We start from the raw sequence: 15,405 nt of genomic DNA on the forward strand, positions 1-15,405 counted from the left end.
TTGCACCTGCTTTGCGGCGTGCAAAGGTAGCGCTATCTGCGTTCTGAGGTGTTTCATGAGTCAACCTGTTACCGCCCTGGTGATCATGGGTGTTTCCGGCTGTGGCAAGTCCAGCGTCAGCGAGGCCCTGTGCCGTCTGAACGGCGCCACTGCCATCGAAGGCGACAGCTTTCACCCGCCCGCCAACATCGAAAAGATGAGCGCCGGCCACCCCCTCAACGACGACGACCGCGCCGGCTGGCTCGACATCCTGTGCGATGAGCTGCGCCGCTCGCTCAAGGCCGGCGAACACCCGGTGCTCACGTGTTCGGCCCTCAAGAAGAAATACCGCGACCACCTGCGCGAAGCCGCGCCGGGCCTGGGGTTTGTCTTCCTGGAACTGACCCGTGCCGTGGCCGCCGACCGCGTGTCCCACCGCCCTGGCCATTTCATGCCCGCGAGCCTGATCGACAGCCAGTTCGCCACCCTTGAATCGCCCGTGGGCGAACCGCTGACCCTGGCCCTCAACGCCAGCGAAGACAGCGTCGAGGAATTGGCCGAGCAAACCCATGCCTGGTGGCTGCAACACGGCTTTGAACCTTCCAGATAATTTTTTGCCGGAAAGATAGCGCTATCTGCGGCAGGAAATTCGACACCCGCTTTAATAACAACAACAAACAGGAGAGACCCCCCATGTTTGGCATGTCCCACGAGTCCTACCTGCTGCTCGATGCAGTAGTCACCATTATCGGGCTGATCGTCCTGATCACCCGGTTCAAGGTCCACCCCTTCATTGCACTGATCATCGCGGCCGGCTTCCTCGGCCTGACCTCGGGCATGCCGGTGGACAAGATCATCAAGGCGTTCCAGGACGGCTTCGGCGGGGTGCTCGGTTTTGTCGGCATCATCCTCGCGCTGGGGACCATGCTCGGCAAAATGATGGCCGAGTCCGGTGGCGCCGATCAGATCGCCCAGACCCTGATCCGCGCCTTTGGCAAAGAGAAGGTCCAGTGGGCCATGATGTTCGCCGCGTTCCTGGTGGGCATTCCGCTGTTTTTCGAGATCGGCTTCGTGTTGCTGATCCCGCTGGTGTTTATCGTGGCGCGCCGCACGGGCGTGTCGTTGATCAAGATCGGTATCCCGCTGCTCGCCGGTCTGTCGGCGGTGCACGGCCTGGTGCCGCCGCACCCGGGCCCGCTGCTGGCCATCGGTGTGTTTGGCGCCGACATCGGCAAGACCATCCTGTACGGCCTGATCGTCGCGCTGCCGACCGCCATTATCGCCGGCCCGATCTTCGGGACGTTCATCGCCAAGTACATTCCGGGCAATCCGTCCCAGGAACTGGTGGACCAACTGGCCCGCGAACCCGAGTCGAAAACCCTGCCGAGCTTCGGCATTACCCTGGTCACCGTGCTGCTGCCGGTGTTCCTGATGCTGCTCAAGACCTTCGCTGACATTGCCTTGCCCGAAGGCCATGGGATCCGCAACTGGATGGACATGATCGGTCACCCGATCACCGCGCTGCTGTTGGCGTTGCTGCTGTCGCTGTACACCTTCGGCCATCGCCAGGGCATCCATTCCAAGCAAATTCTGAAACTGCTCGACGCCAGCCTGGCGCCGACGGCGGCGATCATCCTGATCATCGGCGCGGGCGGTGGTTTCAAGCAGATGCTGGTGACCAGCGGCGTGGGCGACGTGATCGGCCACATGGCGGTGAACGCGCAGATCAACCCGATTCTGCTGGCGTGGCTGGTGGCGGCGGTGATTCGTGTGGCGACCGGTTCGGCCACGGTGGCGACCATTACCGGCGCGGGTATCGTGGTGCCGGTGGTGGGGATGATCCCGGGAGTCAACCGTGAACTGCTGGTGCTGGCGACGGGGGCGGGGTCGCTGATTCTGTCCCACGTCAACGATGCGGGGTTCTGGCTGGTGAAGCAGTACTTCAACATGACCGTGGCCGAGACGTTCAAGACCTGGACGGCGATGGAGACCATCCTGTCCGTGGTGGCGCTGGTCTTTATCATGTTGCTGTCGTTGGTGGTCTGACCGACACCCTGCAGCGTCGGGGTGAAAACCCAATCCAGATGTGGGAGCGGGGCTTATGTGGTGAGCGGGCTTGTCCCGCGCTGGGTGGCGAAGCCGCCCCAACAAAAAACACCGCATTCTGTCAGGCAGAATGCGGTGTTTGGTTTTAGGTCTGCTGCGCCACCCAGCGCGGGACAAGCCCGCTCACCACAACAAGCCTGCCCACCACACAAGCCTGCTGTCACACAGCCTGTTGTGTCAGTTCTTCTGAGCTAGCCCATCCGCGCGGAACATCGCGCGAATCCCGCGCACCGCCTGGCGGATCCGGTCCTGGTTTTCGATCAGCGCGAAGCGCACATGATCGTCGCCGTACTCACCAAAGCCGATGCCCGGCGAGACGCAGACCTTGGCTTCCAGCAGCAGTTTCTTGGCAAATTCCAGCGAACCCAGGGCGGCATACTGCTCGGGAATTTTCGCCCAGACGTACATCGACGCCTTGGGGTTTTCCACCATCCAGCCCAGTTCATGCAGGCCCTTGACCAGCACATTGCGGCGCTGGCGGTACTGTTCGGCGATGTCCCTCACGCACTGCTGGTCGCCTTCCAATGCGGCAATGGCGGCAACTTGCAGCGGGGTGAAAGTGCCGTAGTCGTGGTAGCTCTTGATACGTGCCAGGGCACTGACCAGCTCCGGGTTGCCCACCATGAACCCGATGCGCCAGCCGGCCATGTTGTAGCTCTTGGACAGGGTGAAAAACTCCACCGCAATGTCCTTGGCCCCTGGCACTTGCATGATCGACGGGGCTTTCCAGCCGTCGTAGACAATGTCGGCATAGGCCAGGTCGTGGATCACCAGCACGTCGTACTGTTTGGCCAGGGCGATCACGCGCTCGAAGAAATCCAGCTCCACGCACTGCGCGGTGGGGTTGGACGGGAAGCCCAGGATCATCATCTTCGGCTTGGGGATCGAACCGCGAATCGCCCGTTCCAGTTCGGCGAAGAAGTCCACGCCGGGCACCAGCGGCACGGAACGCACCTGGGCGCCGGCAATCACGGCGCCGTAGATGTGAATCGGGTAGCTGGGGTTGGGCACCAGTACCGTGTCGCCCTGGTCCAGGGTGGCCAGCATCAAGTGCGCGAGGCCTTCCTTGGAACCGATGGTCACGATGGCTTCCGACTCGGGATCGATATCCACTTCGTAGCGGTCCTTGTACCAGCGCGAAATGGCGCGGCGCAGGCGCGGAATGCCTTTGGAGGTGGAATAGCCGTGGGTGTCTTCGCGTTGGGCAACTTGTACGAGTTTTTCGACAATGTGCGGCGGCGTGGCGCCGTCGGGGTTGCCCATGCTCAAGTCGATGATGTCTTCGCCGCGCCGACGCGCAGCCATCTTCAGCTCGGCAGTGATATTGAAAACATAAGGGGGGAGTCGATCGATGCGCGCAAAGCGGCGCGGCGAACCTTGGTCTGCCATTGTTGCCTCGAAGTACGTAAGCGCCCGGAACCGTCCGAGCGACGTTGGCCACTGCGGTGGCCTGCGCGGCAGACAATACGGGCGATGATGGCCAGTTGTCCAGATGCGTAGGAAAATTTTCTGCGTGGAGTACCGCGCGAATATCCCCCTATACTCGATGCGGGTTTGTTCCCTCATAAGAAGGAGACTGTTCGTATGGATCAGCAGACAAAACAACCGTTGGAGCCGCGCATGGAAGCGGGCAAGGCCTTGGTGATTGCCGGTGTGCAAGGGCGTTATTCGAAAGCCACCATTGGTGATATCCCCAAACTGTGGGAGTTGTTCGATACCTGTATCAAAGACATCAAGCAGCGTGTGGGCGGGGTGACCTATGGCGTGTGCCATAACCCCAGGCATGGCGAATTCGACTACCTGGCCGGCGTCGAAGTACCCAGCAAAGGCGATGTGCCCAAAAACTTCGAATCCATCGAAATAGCGCCGCTCAACTACGCGGTGTTCCCCCATTACGGGCCGGTGCAAGCCCTTGAGCAAACGTATGAGCGCATCATGTTCGAATGGCTGCCGCACTCGGGCTACAAGGTGATGGGCGCGGATTTCGAGCGCTACAGCGCCGATTTCGATGCGCGCAAGGGCACCGGGACGGTAGAGATCTGGCTGCCGGTGGGCGAGAAAGGCTGAAGCACTGGCGGTTGTCACGCAAACAGGACATGAACGTCCTGTTTACGTGACATCAAGTGGCCGGCCTCAACACCCGTCTCAACCTGCGCTCATAGACGATCCGCCCCTTGTATGCCTCTCCGCTGTCCACCCATCCCGCCGCAAGATACAAGCCCATTGCCGCCACATTGTCCGCATCCACCGACAGCTCCAGCCCGCTGATCTGCGGCCAGGCGTGCAGCGCCGCCGCCGGCAGCGCCTGCAAACAGGCTTTGCCGAACCCGCGCCCTTGCTGATGGCGGTCCACCTGCAACGCATGCAGGGTCGCGCTGTGCTCATCCGCCCAATGGGGCAGGCAGGGCGGGCGTTTGAGCAGCAGGAAGGCCACAGGCATGTCATCGGCGAGCAGGACGAAGCCTTTGACGCTGGCGGGGTTGGGGTTGACCAGCAGGCTGTTCAGCGCACAGTCGATATCCCCGGAATACGCCCGCTGCTCAGGATGGACTTGCAGGGTGTTGAGCTGCTGTTTTTGCACAAGGCTCAGCGTCTCATAGGGGACGAGGCGGGTTTCCATCGGCGGCATGTACAAAATCCTGCAAAGGGGCGCGGATTCTAGCGGGTTTGTCGGCAGCGAAATTATTTTTCAGCGGGTTGTCGATTGAGTGACGCGCCATTCGACCAAGGGTGTCTTCCGTGAATTTTTTCCCCGAGGAGTATCGCCATGAGCACCGCCATCAATACCCTGATCGAACAATGGAAACAGGCTGTCACCGCCAAGGATTTCCAGAAGATTGTCAGCTTTTACGCCGACGATATCGTCGCGTTCGATGCCGTTAACGCTTTGCAGTTCAAAGGCAAGACCGCCTACCAGGCGCATTGGCAGGCGTGTATGGAGTTCTGCCCCGGGCCCGGCGTGTTCGACTTCCATGAACTGCACATCGTCGCCGCCGCCGACAGCGCCTTCGCCCACTGGCTTGCCCATTGCGGCGGCACCGGCCCGGATGGTGTGCTCAAGACTTGCTGGATGCGTGTGACGGCCGGTTATCAGCGCATCGATGGCCAATGGAAGGTGGTGCACGAACACTGGTCGGCGCCGTTCGATATGGAAAGCGGCGCCGGTCTGTTCGACCTGAAACCTTGAAGGCCGCGAACTATAGTCAGTAGTCCGAAAACGGAGAACACCATGAAATACCTGTGTCTGGTCTACAGCGACGAAGCCTTGCTGCACAGCTTGCCCGACAGCCCCAGGGACCCGGAGTGCCAGGCGTATGCCGAAGCCGTTCACGGCAGTGGCCGCATGCTGGCCGCCGAAGCGCTGGAGTCGGTGAGCAGTGCCACCACCGTGCGCCTGCGCAACGGCAAGTTGTCGATCACCGACGGGCCCTTTGCCGAAACCAAGGAGCAGCTCGCCGGGTTCTACCTGATCGAGGCCAGGGACTTGAACGAAGCGATCCAGGTGGCCGGCGGTATTCCGGCCGCCCGGGTCGGCAGTGTGGAAGTGCGCCCCGTGCGCACATTGAATCTCTGAACACAACAACCATAAGACTCAAGAGGTTTACCCCATGTCTACGCAACCTGCCGAGTTTGAGCTGTCCATCAGCCGCGTGATCGATGCACCGCGCAGCCGAGTGTTTCGTGCCTGGACCGAACCCGCCTTGCTCCAGCAATGGTGGGGCCCTCACGGCATGACCACCCCCGAGTGCGAAATGAACCTGTGGGTCGGCGGCTTGTTCCGCACCTTGATGCGCGCGCCGGATGGCACCGAGTATCCGACCCAGGGCGTGTTCCTGGAAATCGTTGCGCCACGGCGGTTGGTCTTTACCGACGCGTTCACGCCGGGCTGGGTCCCGTCCGGCAAGCCGTTCATGACCGCCGAAGTGACCTTGCAGGAAATCGAGGGCAACAAGACCCTGTACACCGCCCGCGCCCTGCACTGGAGTGCCGAAGACAAACAGGCCCATGAAGCCATGGGCTTTCACGAGGGCTGGGGCCAGAGCCTCGACCGCCTGGTGGCGCTGGTGACCCAAGGCATGCCCGATTGACCCTGTCGGTCGAGGGCATTTACCGCAGCGAATCACGTCGAGTCCTGGCGACGCTGATTCGCCTGCTGGGCGACTTCGACCTGGCCGAAGAGGCGCTGCACGAGGCGTTTTTTGTCGCGGTGCAGCGCTGGCCCACGGAGGGCGTGCCCGACAACCCACGGGCCTGGCTGGTATCGACCGGACGTTTCAAGGCCATCGACCGCTTGCGTCGCCAGGCGCGTTTCACCCCGTTGTTGCAAGCGCAGGCCGACGCGCTGGAAGCAACTGAATGGAGTGCCGAGGACGTGGAAGACGACCGCCTGCGCCTGATCTTCACCTGCTGCCACCCGGCGCTGGCGGCCGACGCCCAGGCGGCACTGACCTTGCGCGAGATCTGCGACCTGACCACCGAAGAAATCGCCCGGGCGTTCCTGGCCACGCCCGCCACCATCGCCCAGCGCATCGTGCGGGCCAAGGGCAAGATTCGTGAGGCCGGGATTCCCTATCAGGTGCCGTCACTGACCGAGTTGCCCGAGCGTCTCGACAGCGTATTGCGGGTGATTTACCTGGTGTTCAACGAAGGTTATTCGGCCTCCGCCGGCACGGATGTCACGCGTGAGGACCTGAGCCGCGAAGCCATACGCCTGGGGCGTTTGCTCATGGAGCTGTTGCCCGACCCCGAAGTCATGGGGCTGCTGGCGCTGATGCTGCTGCACGAATCCCGCCGCGCGGCGCGCACGTCGGCGAGTGGCGAGTTGGTGCTGCTGGATGAACAGGACCGTTCGGTGTGGGATGCGGCGTTGATTGCCGAAGGCTGCGCACTGGTGGAACAGGCGCTGCGCACCCGGCGCTTTGGCGCCTATGGCTTGCAGGCGGCGATTGCCGCGGTGCATGCCGAGGCGTCGACGGCGGGCGAAACCGATTGGATGCAGATTGTCGGGCTCTACGACGTATTGCTCAGGGCCGTGCCGTCACCGGTGATCGAACTGAACCGGGCCGTTGCGCTGGCCATGCGCGATGGACCCTTGGCGGGACTGCAAGAGGTGGAAGGGATTCTGGCGCGGGGCGAGCTGCTGGATTACCACCTGGCACACTCGGCACGGGGAGAGTTCTGCCGGCTGTTGGGGCGGGTGGACGAGGCGCGGACCGCCTATGAAAAAGCCCTGTCACTGACCCGGCAAACCCCGGAAAAGCGCTTCCTCGAACGCCGCCTTGCCGAACTCAAGCCTTCCCAGCGCTGAACATCAACGCTTGGGCACCGGCTATGTGGGAGCAGGGTTTGCCCGCGATGCAGGCACCGCTGTGTGTCAGTCACACCGCGGTGATGCCATCGCAGGCAAGCCAGCTCCCACATTGGAGCTCCATTGTTGGCGAGAAAGCGCCCGGCGCGATGGCCTTGTTGGCAGCGACTTTCCAGCCACTGCAAGTTCCCTGTGGGAGCTGTCGAGCCCCAGCGAGGCTGCGAATGCGGTGGGTCAGGCGACATATCTTTTGGCAGTGCCGCCGCCTTCGCAGCGATGCGGCGACCCGACAAGCCAGCTCCCACATTGGAGCTCTATCGTTGGCGAGAAAGTGTCCGGCGCGATGGCCTTGTTGGCAGCGGCTTTCCAGCCACCGCCAAGCCCCTGTGGGTCATGGCTGCTGGCGCGTGGCCGCCAGTACGATCTCGCGGATGCACACGTGCTGCGGTTGCTGGTAGGCATAGGCGATTGCCGAAGCTACGTCATCGGCGCTGAGCACGGTGCCGCCCATGTCCTGTTTCCAGGCCTGGTAGCCAGTCTTGATCGCTTCGTCGGTGGTGTGGCTCAGCAGTTCGGTTTCCACCGCGCCCGGGGCGATGGTGATCACGCGCACATTGCTCGGCGACAGTTCTTCGCGCAGGTTCTCGGAAATCCCGTGCACCGCGAATTTGGTGCCGACATAGGCCACATGGTTCGGGAAGGTCTTGCGCCCGGCCACCGAGCTGACGTTGATGATGGTGCCGCTCTTGCGCGCGACCATGCCGGCGGTCACCGCGTGGATGCCGTTGAGCAGGCCCTTCACGTTGACATCCAGCATCTGGTCCCATTGCGCCGGGTCCTGCTCGCTGATCGCGCCCAGCAGCATCACGCCGGCGTTGTTGATCAGGGCGTCGGCCGGGCCGAACTGCGCTTCGGCTTCTTTCACGGCAGCGACCAGCGCGGCGCGGTCGGTGATGTCGACGCCACGGCTCAAGGTGTTGGGCAGGGCCAGTGCGTTGAGGCGCTCAATGCGACGGGCCAGCAGCAGCAACGGGTGGCCGGCGGCGGACAAGCGGCGGGCAGTGGCTTCGCCGATACCGGAACTGGCGCCGGTGATGATGATCAGTGGCTTGCTCATGAATGCACTCCTGAGATAAGAAAAATCGATAGCTTGTTCGTGGGTGCAGTATATTTATCGCGTTCAAGGCTGAAAAATGCCTTATTCCTCTGCCTGCCATCGGAGAATTCTATGGATGTACGTCACCTCAAGGCGTTTCTCGCGGTGTTCGAAGAGCGCAATATCACCGGCGCCGCCCAGCGCCTGTTCATCAGCCAGCCGACCTTGTCGGTGACCATCAAGCAACTGGAAGACGAACTGGGCGTGGCGCTGTTCGTACGCCAGCCCCGGGGCGTGGAGGTCAGCGACGAGGCGCGCATGCTGTACCCCCAGGCGCGGCGCATGGTGGCCGAAGCCGAGGCGCTGAGCCGTTTGTTTCGCGGGCGCGAAAACCGCATCGCCCTGGAGCTGGGCGTCGAGGGCGATATTGCCGACAGCCAGATCGAAACCTTCCTGCGCATGGCCCATGCAGGGCTGCCGGGTTTGCTGCTGACCCTGCAGGAAGGTTGCGTCGGCCAGGGGCGCCTGGCAGTGGAAGAAATGTGCTGCGAGGACGAGTTGTTCCTGCCGCTCTGGGAAGAGTCCTACGTGATGGCTTTGCCCACGGCCCATCCCATGGCGCAGGGCGTCAAGGAACAGGCCTGGGCCCCGATCGAAGACTGGATCACCTGCCCGCAACACGATTCCCATCAACGCCTGATGGCACTGTATGGCCGTTCGCCGCAGGCGGTGGCCGGCCATGCCGGGTCGCTGACCCAGGCGTTGCACATGGTGGCGGCGGGCGTGGGCGTGGCGATGCTGCCGCAATCACTGGCCGCCGAACGCGCCGGGGTGGTGATTCGCGAATGGCATCTGCCCGCGCCCACGCGCCGGGTGGGCCTGTGCTTTGCCGCGCAGGCGCTGGAGTTGCCGGCGCTGCGCGCGTTGCACGAGTACTTCCAGAACCACCGGCCGCCGCAACTGTCGGCGGCCTGACCGCGAAGGCAGGTGTTTTCTTGTGGTGAGCGCTGATTACTTCAGCATCTCGCTCAACAACCAACTCCCTGCCGGGCCCGGTGGGTGTTGGCGTGACCACAGCGCATCCACGACCACCGAGCGCGGCCAGCCGCGTACCTTGAGTTCCAGCAGGCTGTCGTTGCCGAAGCGCTCCACCAGCCAGCGGGGCAGGGGCGCCCAGCCAAAACCCAATTGCGCCATTTCCATCAGCATCAGGTAACTGGCGGCTGACCACACCCGTCCTGCCGCGCGGTTGTCATAGGGTTTGACGATGCTCGCCAGGCGCAGCTCGCGGTGGTGTTTGAGGGCCTGCTGGTCGACAGTCGCCAGGCTGGCCAGCGCATGCTGCGGCGACACAAACAACGCCGTCTGCGTACGTTCCTGCACGGGCGAGCTGGTCAGGTCCGGCGGGTACACCTCCTGCTGCTCGATAAACGCAATATGCGCCCGGCCACTCTGTACCAGGTCGATCAGGTCATCGCATTCGGCGATCAGCCATTCCAGTTCCAGGTCGGGGTAGCGCTCGGCGAAGGCGATGATGGCGGTTTCGAAACGCTGTGATTGGTAGGTATCCGACATCGCAACCGTCAGCTTGGGTTCCAAGCCCCGGGATAACAGGCTCGCTGCCAACGCCAGCTGGCTGCTGGCCTCCAGCACCTGCTCGGCGCGTTGCAGCAATACATGGCCTGCCGGGGTCAGCGTTGGCTTGCGGCTGCTGCGGTCGAACAACACCACATCCAGATCAATCTCCAGGCTCGCCACCGCCGCGCTGACGGTGGACTGGCTCTTGCCCAGCTTGCGTGCCGCAGCCGAAAACGAGCCTTGGGTGGCGGCCTGTACAAACGCCTGGAGCACTTCATGGGAGGCCATGACTATCGCCTTGATCGATGGTTATTGGTTATGAAGTATCGAGCTGAAAGGTAATGATGGCAACCGTTGCCACTTTCTGGAGCCGGGTCATGCACCCTACCAAGTCGATGACTGAACGCGTTTGCCAAGCCCTGGGTTTCGAGGGGTTGGCCTTGTTGATCTGTACCCCGTTGCTGGTGTGGATCACCGGCCGGCCAGCGCTGGAAATGGGCGCGGTCACCCTGGGGCTGAGCCTGTTGGCGCTGACCTGGAACATTATCTTCAACAGCCTGTTCGACCGCCTGAAGGTGCGCCTGCAATTGGCCGGTGGCGTGGGGACGCGCGTGCTGCATGCGCTGATGTTCGAAGGCGGGCTGATTATCGTCGCCGTGCCGTTGATCGCGGCGTGGCTGGGGATCAGCCTGATGCAGGCGTTCTGGCTAGATATCGGCGTATTGCTGTTTTTCCTGCCGTATACCTACCTGTATCACTGGGGGTATGACGTCATTCGGGAAAAAATCGTACAGCCCCGGGTGCCTAGCCAAGCTTGAGTGCGGCGACAAAATCCAGGAAAGCCCGCACCTTGGCGGCGGGCAAATGTCGCGATGGATAATAGGCGTACAACGGAAAACGTTCGTCCGGCCAGTCGGGAAACAATTCCACCAGGCTGCCGGCCTTGAGTGCCGGGGCCAGTCCCAGGTCGAGCATCTGCGCCACCGCGTGTCCGTGTTCGCACACGCTGTACAAGGTGCTGGCGTCGTTGACCACCAAACGGCCATCGGTACGCACAGTCACCTGCTCGCCAGCACGGTGGAATTCCCAGGCGAACGGTCGACCGGTTTGTGAGTCGCGAAAGTCCAGGCACATATGCCCGTGTTCCAGGTCCTGGGGCATGGCCGGTCGACCGTATTGCGCAAGATAGGCGGGGGAGGCCACGGTGATGACACGCACTTCCATCAGCTTGCGCGCGATCAGCGAAGAGGATTGCGGGATGCCGAAGCGAATGGCCAGGTCGAAGCCGTCGGCTACCAGGTCGCCCAACTGGTCGCGGGTGTGCAGGTCCAGTTGCAGCTGCGGGTAGCGGCGCATGAAGTCGCCCAGCACCGGGCCCAGCACCAGTCGCGAGAAGTACGGGTCGATATTGACCCGCAGGCGCCCACGGACGGTGAGTGCACTGTCGGCCGCCGAGTTGGCGGCCTCTTCGAGACCGGCCAGCAGCGGGGCGATTTCCTGGTAGAAACGTCGGCCTTCATCGGTGAGTTGCACCGAGCGTGTGGTGCGGTCGAACAGGCGGATCCCCAGGCGTTTCTCCAGGCGTGAAATCGCCCGGCTGACGCCCGACGGCGTCATGTCCAGGCTGTCGGCGGCGCGGGCAAAACTGCCGCTGTCCACCACGGCTGCCAATACGCCCATGCCGCCGGCCAAACCTGGATCGAAACTCATCGGTGATTGCCTGTCAGTGATCGGTAGGCATCAATGCTAGCGCACGCGTGCCTACAGAAACATACCGCCCGAGGCTTCGATACGTTGCCCGGTGATCCAGTGGCTGCCATCGGCCAGCAGCATCGAAATGGCCCCGCCGATGTCGTCCGGCAGCCCGGCGCGCCCCAGGGCGGTGTTCTGGGCGACCATCGCGTTCACTTCCGGGTTGTCCCGTACCACGCCGCCGCTGAAGTCGGTGGCGATCGCGCCCGGCGCCAGGGTGTTCACGCTGATCCCGCGTGGCCCCAGTTCCCGAGCCTGGTAGCGCGACAGCACTTCCACCGCGCCCTTCATCGAGGCATACGCTGAGTACCCCGGCAGGCTGAACCGTGCCAGGCCGCTGGAAATATTGATGATGCGCCCGCCGTCGCTGATCAGCGGCAGCAGTTTCTGCGTGAGGAAAAACGGTGCCTTGAAATGGATCGCGACCAGCCGGTCGAACTGTTCTTCGCTGGTGTCGGCAAAACTGGCATGGGTGCCGATCCCGGCATTGTTGAGCAGAAAGTTGAAATGATCCTGTGCGAATACGTCCTTGAGCACGTGGCCGACTTCGCTGACGAAGCCGTTGAAGGTGGTGCTTTGGCTGACATCCAGTTGCAGCATGGCGGCGCGGCCACCCAAGGCCTCAACCTGTTCCACCACCGCTTGCGCCTCAGCCGCCGCGCTGTGGTAGGTGCCAATGATGTCGACGCCTTGTGCGGCCAGATGCAGGGCGGCGCTTTTACCCAGGCCGCGGCTGGCGCCGGTGATCAGTGCGATTTTGCGAGACATGGTGCATTCCTCCGATTGATCGTGGAAGAAGTGTATTTGTCCGCCTGGAACGTGATAAACAGCGCTATACCGGAATCACTGGCCGGATAAGGCGAACAATCCCATGAACAAACTGGAGTTGCTGCGCACCTTCGTGCGCGTTACTGAATTGTCGAGCTTCACCCAGGCCGGCGAGCGCCTGGGTCTGCCGCGCTCCACCGTGTCCGAGCATGTGCAGGCCCTGGAGGAACTGGTCGGCACGCGCTTGTTGCAGCGCACCACGCGTCAGGTGCAGGCGACCCAGGATGGTCGCGTGCTGTATGAGCGCAGCAAGGATTTGCTGGCCCATATGGAGGAGCTGGAGGGGTTGTTTCGCCAGGACGAGGCGCAGCTGACCGGACGCATTCGTGTGGACATGCCCAACGTGGTCGCGCGGGAGCTGGTCCTGCCGCGCCTGCCGGCCTTCATGGATGCTCATCCGCTGATCGAACTGGAAGTGAGCAGCACCGACCGCCAGGTCGACCTGCTCGCCGAAGGTTTCGACTGTGTGCTGCGGGTGGGCGCGCAGCCGGACCAGACGGTGGTGGCGCGGCGGCTGTACAGCATGCCGATGATCAACTGCGCGACGCCGGCGTATCTGCAACGTTATGGCGTGCCCCTGACCCTGGCTGACCTGGCGCACCATCAACTGGTGCACTACGTGCGTACCCTGGGCGCACGTTCGGCGGGCTTCGAGTACGTGCACGCCAACAAGGTGCATCGGGTGCCGATGGCCGGGCGCGTCACGGTCAACAGCACCGACGGCTACCGCGCGGCCTGCCTCAGTGGGTTCGGGATTACCCAGGTGCCCGAACTGGGCATTCGTGATCTGCTGGAAAGCGGCGAGTTGGTGGCCTTGTTGCCGGAGTACCCGGCGCCATCGTTGGACGTGTCGTTGCTCTATGCCGGACAGCGGCATCTGCCGAAGCGGGTGCGAGTGTTCATGGACTGGCTGGCGACAACGCTGCAATCCATGCTTTGAACGAGGGGGGCCGGAGGTCCGGCTCCCGTTGCGCGATCAGAACAGTTTGGTGAACAGCCAGTACAGGCTGCCTGACAGCAGAATCGCCGCCGGCAATGTCAGCACCCAGGCCATCAGCAGGTTGCGGATGGTCCTCATCTGCAAGCCGCCACCGTTGGCCACCATGGTGCCCGCCACGCCGGACGACAGCACATGGGTGGTCGACACCGGCAGGCCGTAAATGTCCGCCGCGCCGATGGTCAGCATGGCCACCATCTCCGCCGAAGCGCCCTGGGCGTAGGTCAGGTGAGTCTTGCCGATCTTCTCGCCTACGGTCACCACGATGCGCTTCCAGCCGACCATGGTCCCGAGGCCCAAGGCGATGGCCACCGCGATCTTCACCCACAGCGGGATAAAACGCGTGGAGTTATCGATCTGGTCCTTGAACAGTTTGAGTTTGCCCTGGGTGTCGGCGTCGAAGTTGCCGACCTTGCCCTTGTCCATCAGGCGAATGGTTTCGCTGGTCAGGTACATATCGTTACGCACGTTGCCCACGGCTTCGGCAGGCACTTTGGCCAGGGAGCCGTAGCCTTTCACTTCGTCACCGATCTGGCCGGCGAGGGCGGCGAGGGCGGGCACCAGTTCCGGAGTGGCTTCCTTGGTGCGCACATAGGTGGACAGCACGGGGCGTGGGTCGCCCGAGAGCACTTGCGGCGCACTTTTCACCAGCGCGACCTGGGTCACTTCGGCCACCGCCGCAAATTGCAGCGACTGCTCGGCCGGCATGGTGCGGTTGAGCGCATAGGCCATCGGCAGGGTGCCCACCAGGATCAACATGATCAGGCCCATGCCTTTCTGGCCATCGTTGGAACCGTGGGCGAACGACACGCCGGTGCAAGTGGCGATCAGCATGCCGCGGATCCACCATGGCGGCGGCGTGTCGCCTTTCGGTGCCTTGTACAGCGCGCGGTTCTTCACAAAAGCCCGCAAGGCCAGCAACAGCAGGGCGGCGAAAGCAAAGCCGATCAAGGGCGACAACAACAGCGCGTAGCCGATCTTGATTGCCTGGCCCCAGTCCACACCGCTGGTGCCGTCACGCCCGTGCATCAAGGCATTGGCCACGCCCACGCCGATGATCGAACCGATCAGGGTGTGGGACGACGAGGCCGGCAACCCCAGCCACCAAGTGCCCAGGTTCCACAGGATGGCGGCGATCAGCAGGGCGAAGATCATCGCGAAACCGGCCGATGAGCCCACCTGCAGAATCAGCTCCACCGGCAGCAGCGCGATGATGCCGAAGGCCACCGCACCGCTGGAGAGCAGCACGCCGAGGAAGTTGAAAAAGCCCGACCACACCACCGCGAAATGCGGCGGCAGCGAGTGGGTGTAGATCACCGTGGCCACGGCGTTGGCGGTGTCGTGGAAACCGTTGACGAACTCGAAGCCCAGCGCGATCAACAACGCCACGCCCAACAACAGGAACGGCGTCCAGGTGGTGACGACCGTGCCCAGCTCATGCATATCGTGCATCAGGCTGTAGGCGGTGAATAACAGGCCCATGGCGAGCACGGCGACAAAAATGATCACCGTCAACAGGCCGGGTTTTTTATCCAGCCTGGGTTTGGGGTCTGCGTGTGCGGCGGGGGTGGAGGCAGTCAGGGAAGGGGTGGCCATGCCGGAGCATCCAGGGTTGGGAAGGATGCCGTTCATGATCATTGCAGAATGTTACAGAGATGCTGCGGCAGGTCAGTGTTTAAGGCATTGAGGGTGCCACTTGTCCAATAAACACCTGAACCACCGTCTTCGCAGCCTCGCCGGGGCTCGACAACTCCCACAGGG

17 protein-coding genes are annotated in these 15,405 nt (G+C 62.8%); 10 read left to right on the forward strand and 7 right to left on the reverse strand.

Annotation, left to right across the window (positions count from 1 at the left end; translation table 11 throughout):
• The first annotated feature begins 55 nt into the window (after positions 1 to 55).
• Both ACW9IB_RS19480 and ACW9IB_RS19485 read left to right on the forward strand, forming a co-directional pair.
• Positions 56 to 589 (forward strand): gluconokinase, encoded by a 534-nt coding sequence (locus ACW9IB_RS19480; protein ID WP_457367790.1) that lies wholly within the window; start codon positions 56 to 58, stop codon positions 587 to 589.
• Between the two features lie 83 nt (positions 590 to 672).
• The gene (locus ACW9IB_RS19485; RefSeq protein WP_457367789.1) at positions 673 to 2,025 is read left to right on the forward strand and encodes a GntP family permease; all 1,353 of its coding nucleotides are present in this window, start codon (positions 673 to 675) and stop codon (positions 2,023 to 2,025) included.
• A 237-nt stretch (positions 2,026 to 2,262) separates the two neighbouring features.
• Here the strand turns inward: ACW9IB_RS19485 and alaC are convergent, their stop codons facing one another.
• On the reverse strand, positions 2,263 to 3,474 hold the full coding sequence (alaC, locus tag ACW9IB_RS19490; RefSeq protein WP_457414983.1) for an alanine transaminase: 1,212 nt from the start codon (positions 3,472 to 3,474) through the stop codon (positions 2,263 to 2,265).
• A gap of 195 nt (positions 3,475 to 3,669) precedes the next feature.
• Here alaC and ACW9IB_RS19495 point away from each other — a divergent pair, with 195 nt between their 5' ends.
• Positions 3,670 to 4,152, forward strand: coding sequence for a GyrI-like domain-containing protein (locus ACW9IB_RS19495; protein ID WP_457414985.1), 483 nt, complete (start codon positions 3,670 to 3,672; stop codon positions 4,150 to 4,152).
• A gap of 52 nt (positions 4,153 to 4,204) precedes the next feature.
• Here ACW9IB_RS19495 and ACW9IB_RS19500 read toward each other — a convergent pair whose 3' ends face one another.
• Positions 4,205 to 4,705 carry a GNAT family N-acetyltransferase gene (locus ACW9IB_RS19500; RefSeq protein WP_457415026.1) on the reverse strand — a complete coding sequence of 167 codons (501 nt, stop codon included), beginning with the start codon at positions 4,703 to 4,705 and terminating at the stop codon, positions 4,205 to 4,207.
• Between the two features lie 147 nt (positions 4,706 to 4,852).
• Between ACW9IB_RS19500 and ACW9IB_RS19505 the strand changes: the two genes are divergently transcribed.
• From ACW9IB_RS19505 to ACW9IB_RS19520, 4 genes are read left to right on the forward strand one after another with little or no spacing between them, the layout of a single operon-like run.
• Positions 4,853 to 5,272 carry a YybH family protein gene (locus ACW9IB_RS19505; RefSeq protein ID WP_457414986.1) on the forward strand — a complete coding sequence of 140 codons (420 nt, stop codon included), beginning with the start codon at positions 4,853 to 4,855 and terminating at the stop codon, positions 5,270 to 5,272.
• 42 nt (positions 5,273 to 5,314) lie between these two features.
• A complete protein-coding gene (locus ACW9IB_RS19510) occupies positions 5,315 to 5,659 on the forward strand; it encodes a YciI family protein (protein ID WP_457367785.1) in 345 nt (114 codons plus the stop codon).
• A 34-nt stretch (positions 5,660 to 5,693) separates the two neighbouring features.
• Positions 5,694 to 6,173: an SRPBCC family protein gene (locus tag ACW9IB_RS19515; protein ID WP_457367784.1), complete on the forward strand. Its 480-nt coding sequence runs from the start codon at positions 5,694 to 5,696 to the stop codon at positions 6,171 to 6,173.
• Positions 6,170 to 7,393, forward strand: coding sequence for an RNA polymerase sigma factor (locus tag ACW9IB_RS19520; RefSeq protein ID WP_457414987.1), 1,224 nt, complete (start codon positions 6,170 to 6,172; stop codon positions 7,391 to 7,393). Before ACW9IB_RS19515 ends, ACW9IB_RS19520 begins: the two co-directional genes overlap by 4 nt.
• Positions 7,394 to 7,784: 391 nt before the next feature.
• Here ACW9IB_RS19520 and ACW9IB_RS19525 read toward each other — a convergent pair whose 3' ends face one another.
• A complete protein-coding gene (locus ACW9IB_RS19525) occupies positions 7,785 to 8,510 on the reverse strand; it encodes an SDR family oxidoreductase (RefSeq protein WP_457414988.1) in 726 nt (241 codons plus the stop codon).
• Between the two features lie 111 nt (positions 8,511 to 8,621).
• On the opposite strand from ACW9IB_RS19525, the gene ACW9IB_RS19530 reads away from it, so the two are divergent.
• On the forward strand, positions 8,622 to 9,464 hold the full coding sequence (locus ACW9IB_RS19530) for a LysR family transcriptional regulator (RefSeq protein WP_457367781.1): 843 nt from the start codon (positions 8,622 to 8,624) through the stop codon (positions 9,462 to 9,464).
• A 36-nt stretch (positions 9,465 to 9,500) separates the two neighbouring features.
• Here the strand turns inward: ACW9IB_RS19530 and ACW9IB_RS19535 are convergent, their stop codons facing one another.
• Entirely contained in the window at positions 9,501 to 10,355 is an 855-nt protein-coding gene (locus ACW9IB_RS19535; RefSeq protein ID WP_457414990.1) for a LysR family transcriptional regulator, read from the reverse strand.
• A gap of 89 nt (positions 10,356 to 10,444) precedes the next feature.
• Between ACW9IB_RS19535 and ACW9IB_RS19540 the strand changes: the two genes are divergently transcribed.
• Positions 10,445 to 10,885: a multidrug/biocide efflux PACE transporter gene (locus ACW9IB_RS19540; RefSeq protein WP_457414992.1), complete on the forward strand. Its 441-nt coding sequence runs from the start codon at positions 10,445 to 10,447 to the stop codon at positions 10,883 to 10,885.
• On the opposite strand, the gene ACW9IB_RS19545 is transcribed toward ACW9IB_RS19540, so the two are convergent.
• Both ACW9IB_RS19545 and ACW9IB_RS19550 read right to left on the reverse strand, forming a co-directional pair.
• Positions 10,872 to 11,777: a LysR family transcriptional regulator gene (locus tag ACW9IB_RS19545; protein ID WP_457367778.1), complete on the reverse strand. Its 906-nt coding sequence runs from the start codon at positions 11,775 to 11,777 to the stop codon at positions 10,872 to 10,874. The genes ACW9IB_RS19540 and ACW9IB_RS19545 overlap by 14 nt on opposite strands.
• A gap of 51 nt (positions 11,778 to 11,828) precedes the next feature.
• Entirely contained in the window at positions 11,829 to 12,587 is a 759-nt protein-coding gene (locus tag ACW9IB_RS19550; RefSeq protein ID WP_457414994.1) for an SDR family NAD(P)-dependent oxidoreductase, read from the reverse strand.
• 103 nt (positions 12,588 to 12,690) lie between these two features.
• Between ACW9IB_RS19550 and ACW9IB_RS19555 the strand changes: the two genes are divergently transcribed.
• Entirely contained in the window at positions 12,691 to 13,587 is an 897-nt protein-coding gene (locus ACW9IB_RS19555) for a LysR family transcriptional regulator (RefSeq protein WP_457414995.1), read from the forward strand.
• 36 nt (positions 13,588 to 13,623) lie between these two features.
• Here ACW9IB_RS19555 and ACW9IB_RS19560 read toward each other — a convergent pair whose 3' ends face one another.
• A complete protein-coding gene (locus tag ACW9IB_RS19560) occupies positions 13,624 to 15,240 on the reverse strand; it encodes an inorganic phosphate transporter (RefSeq protein WP_457367775.1) in 1,617 nt (538 codons plus the stop codon).
• Positions 15,241 to 15,405 lie beyond the last annotated feature (165 nt).

This window comes from Pseudomonas sp. SDO524_S393 (assembly GCF_054071875.1).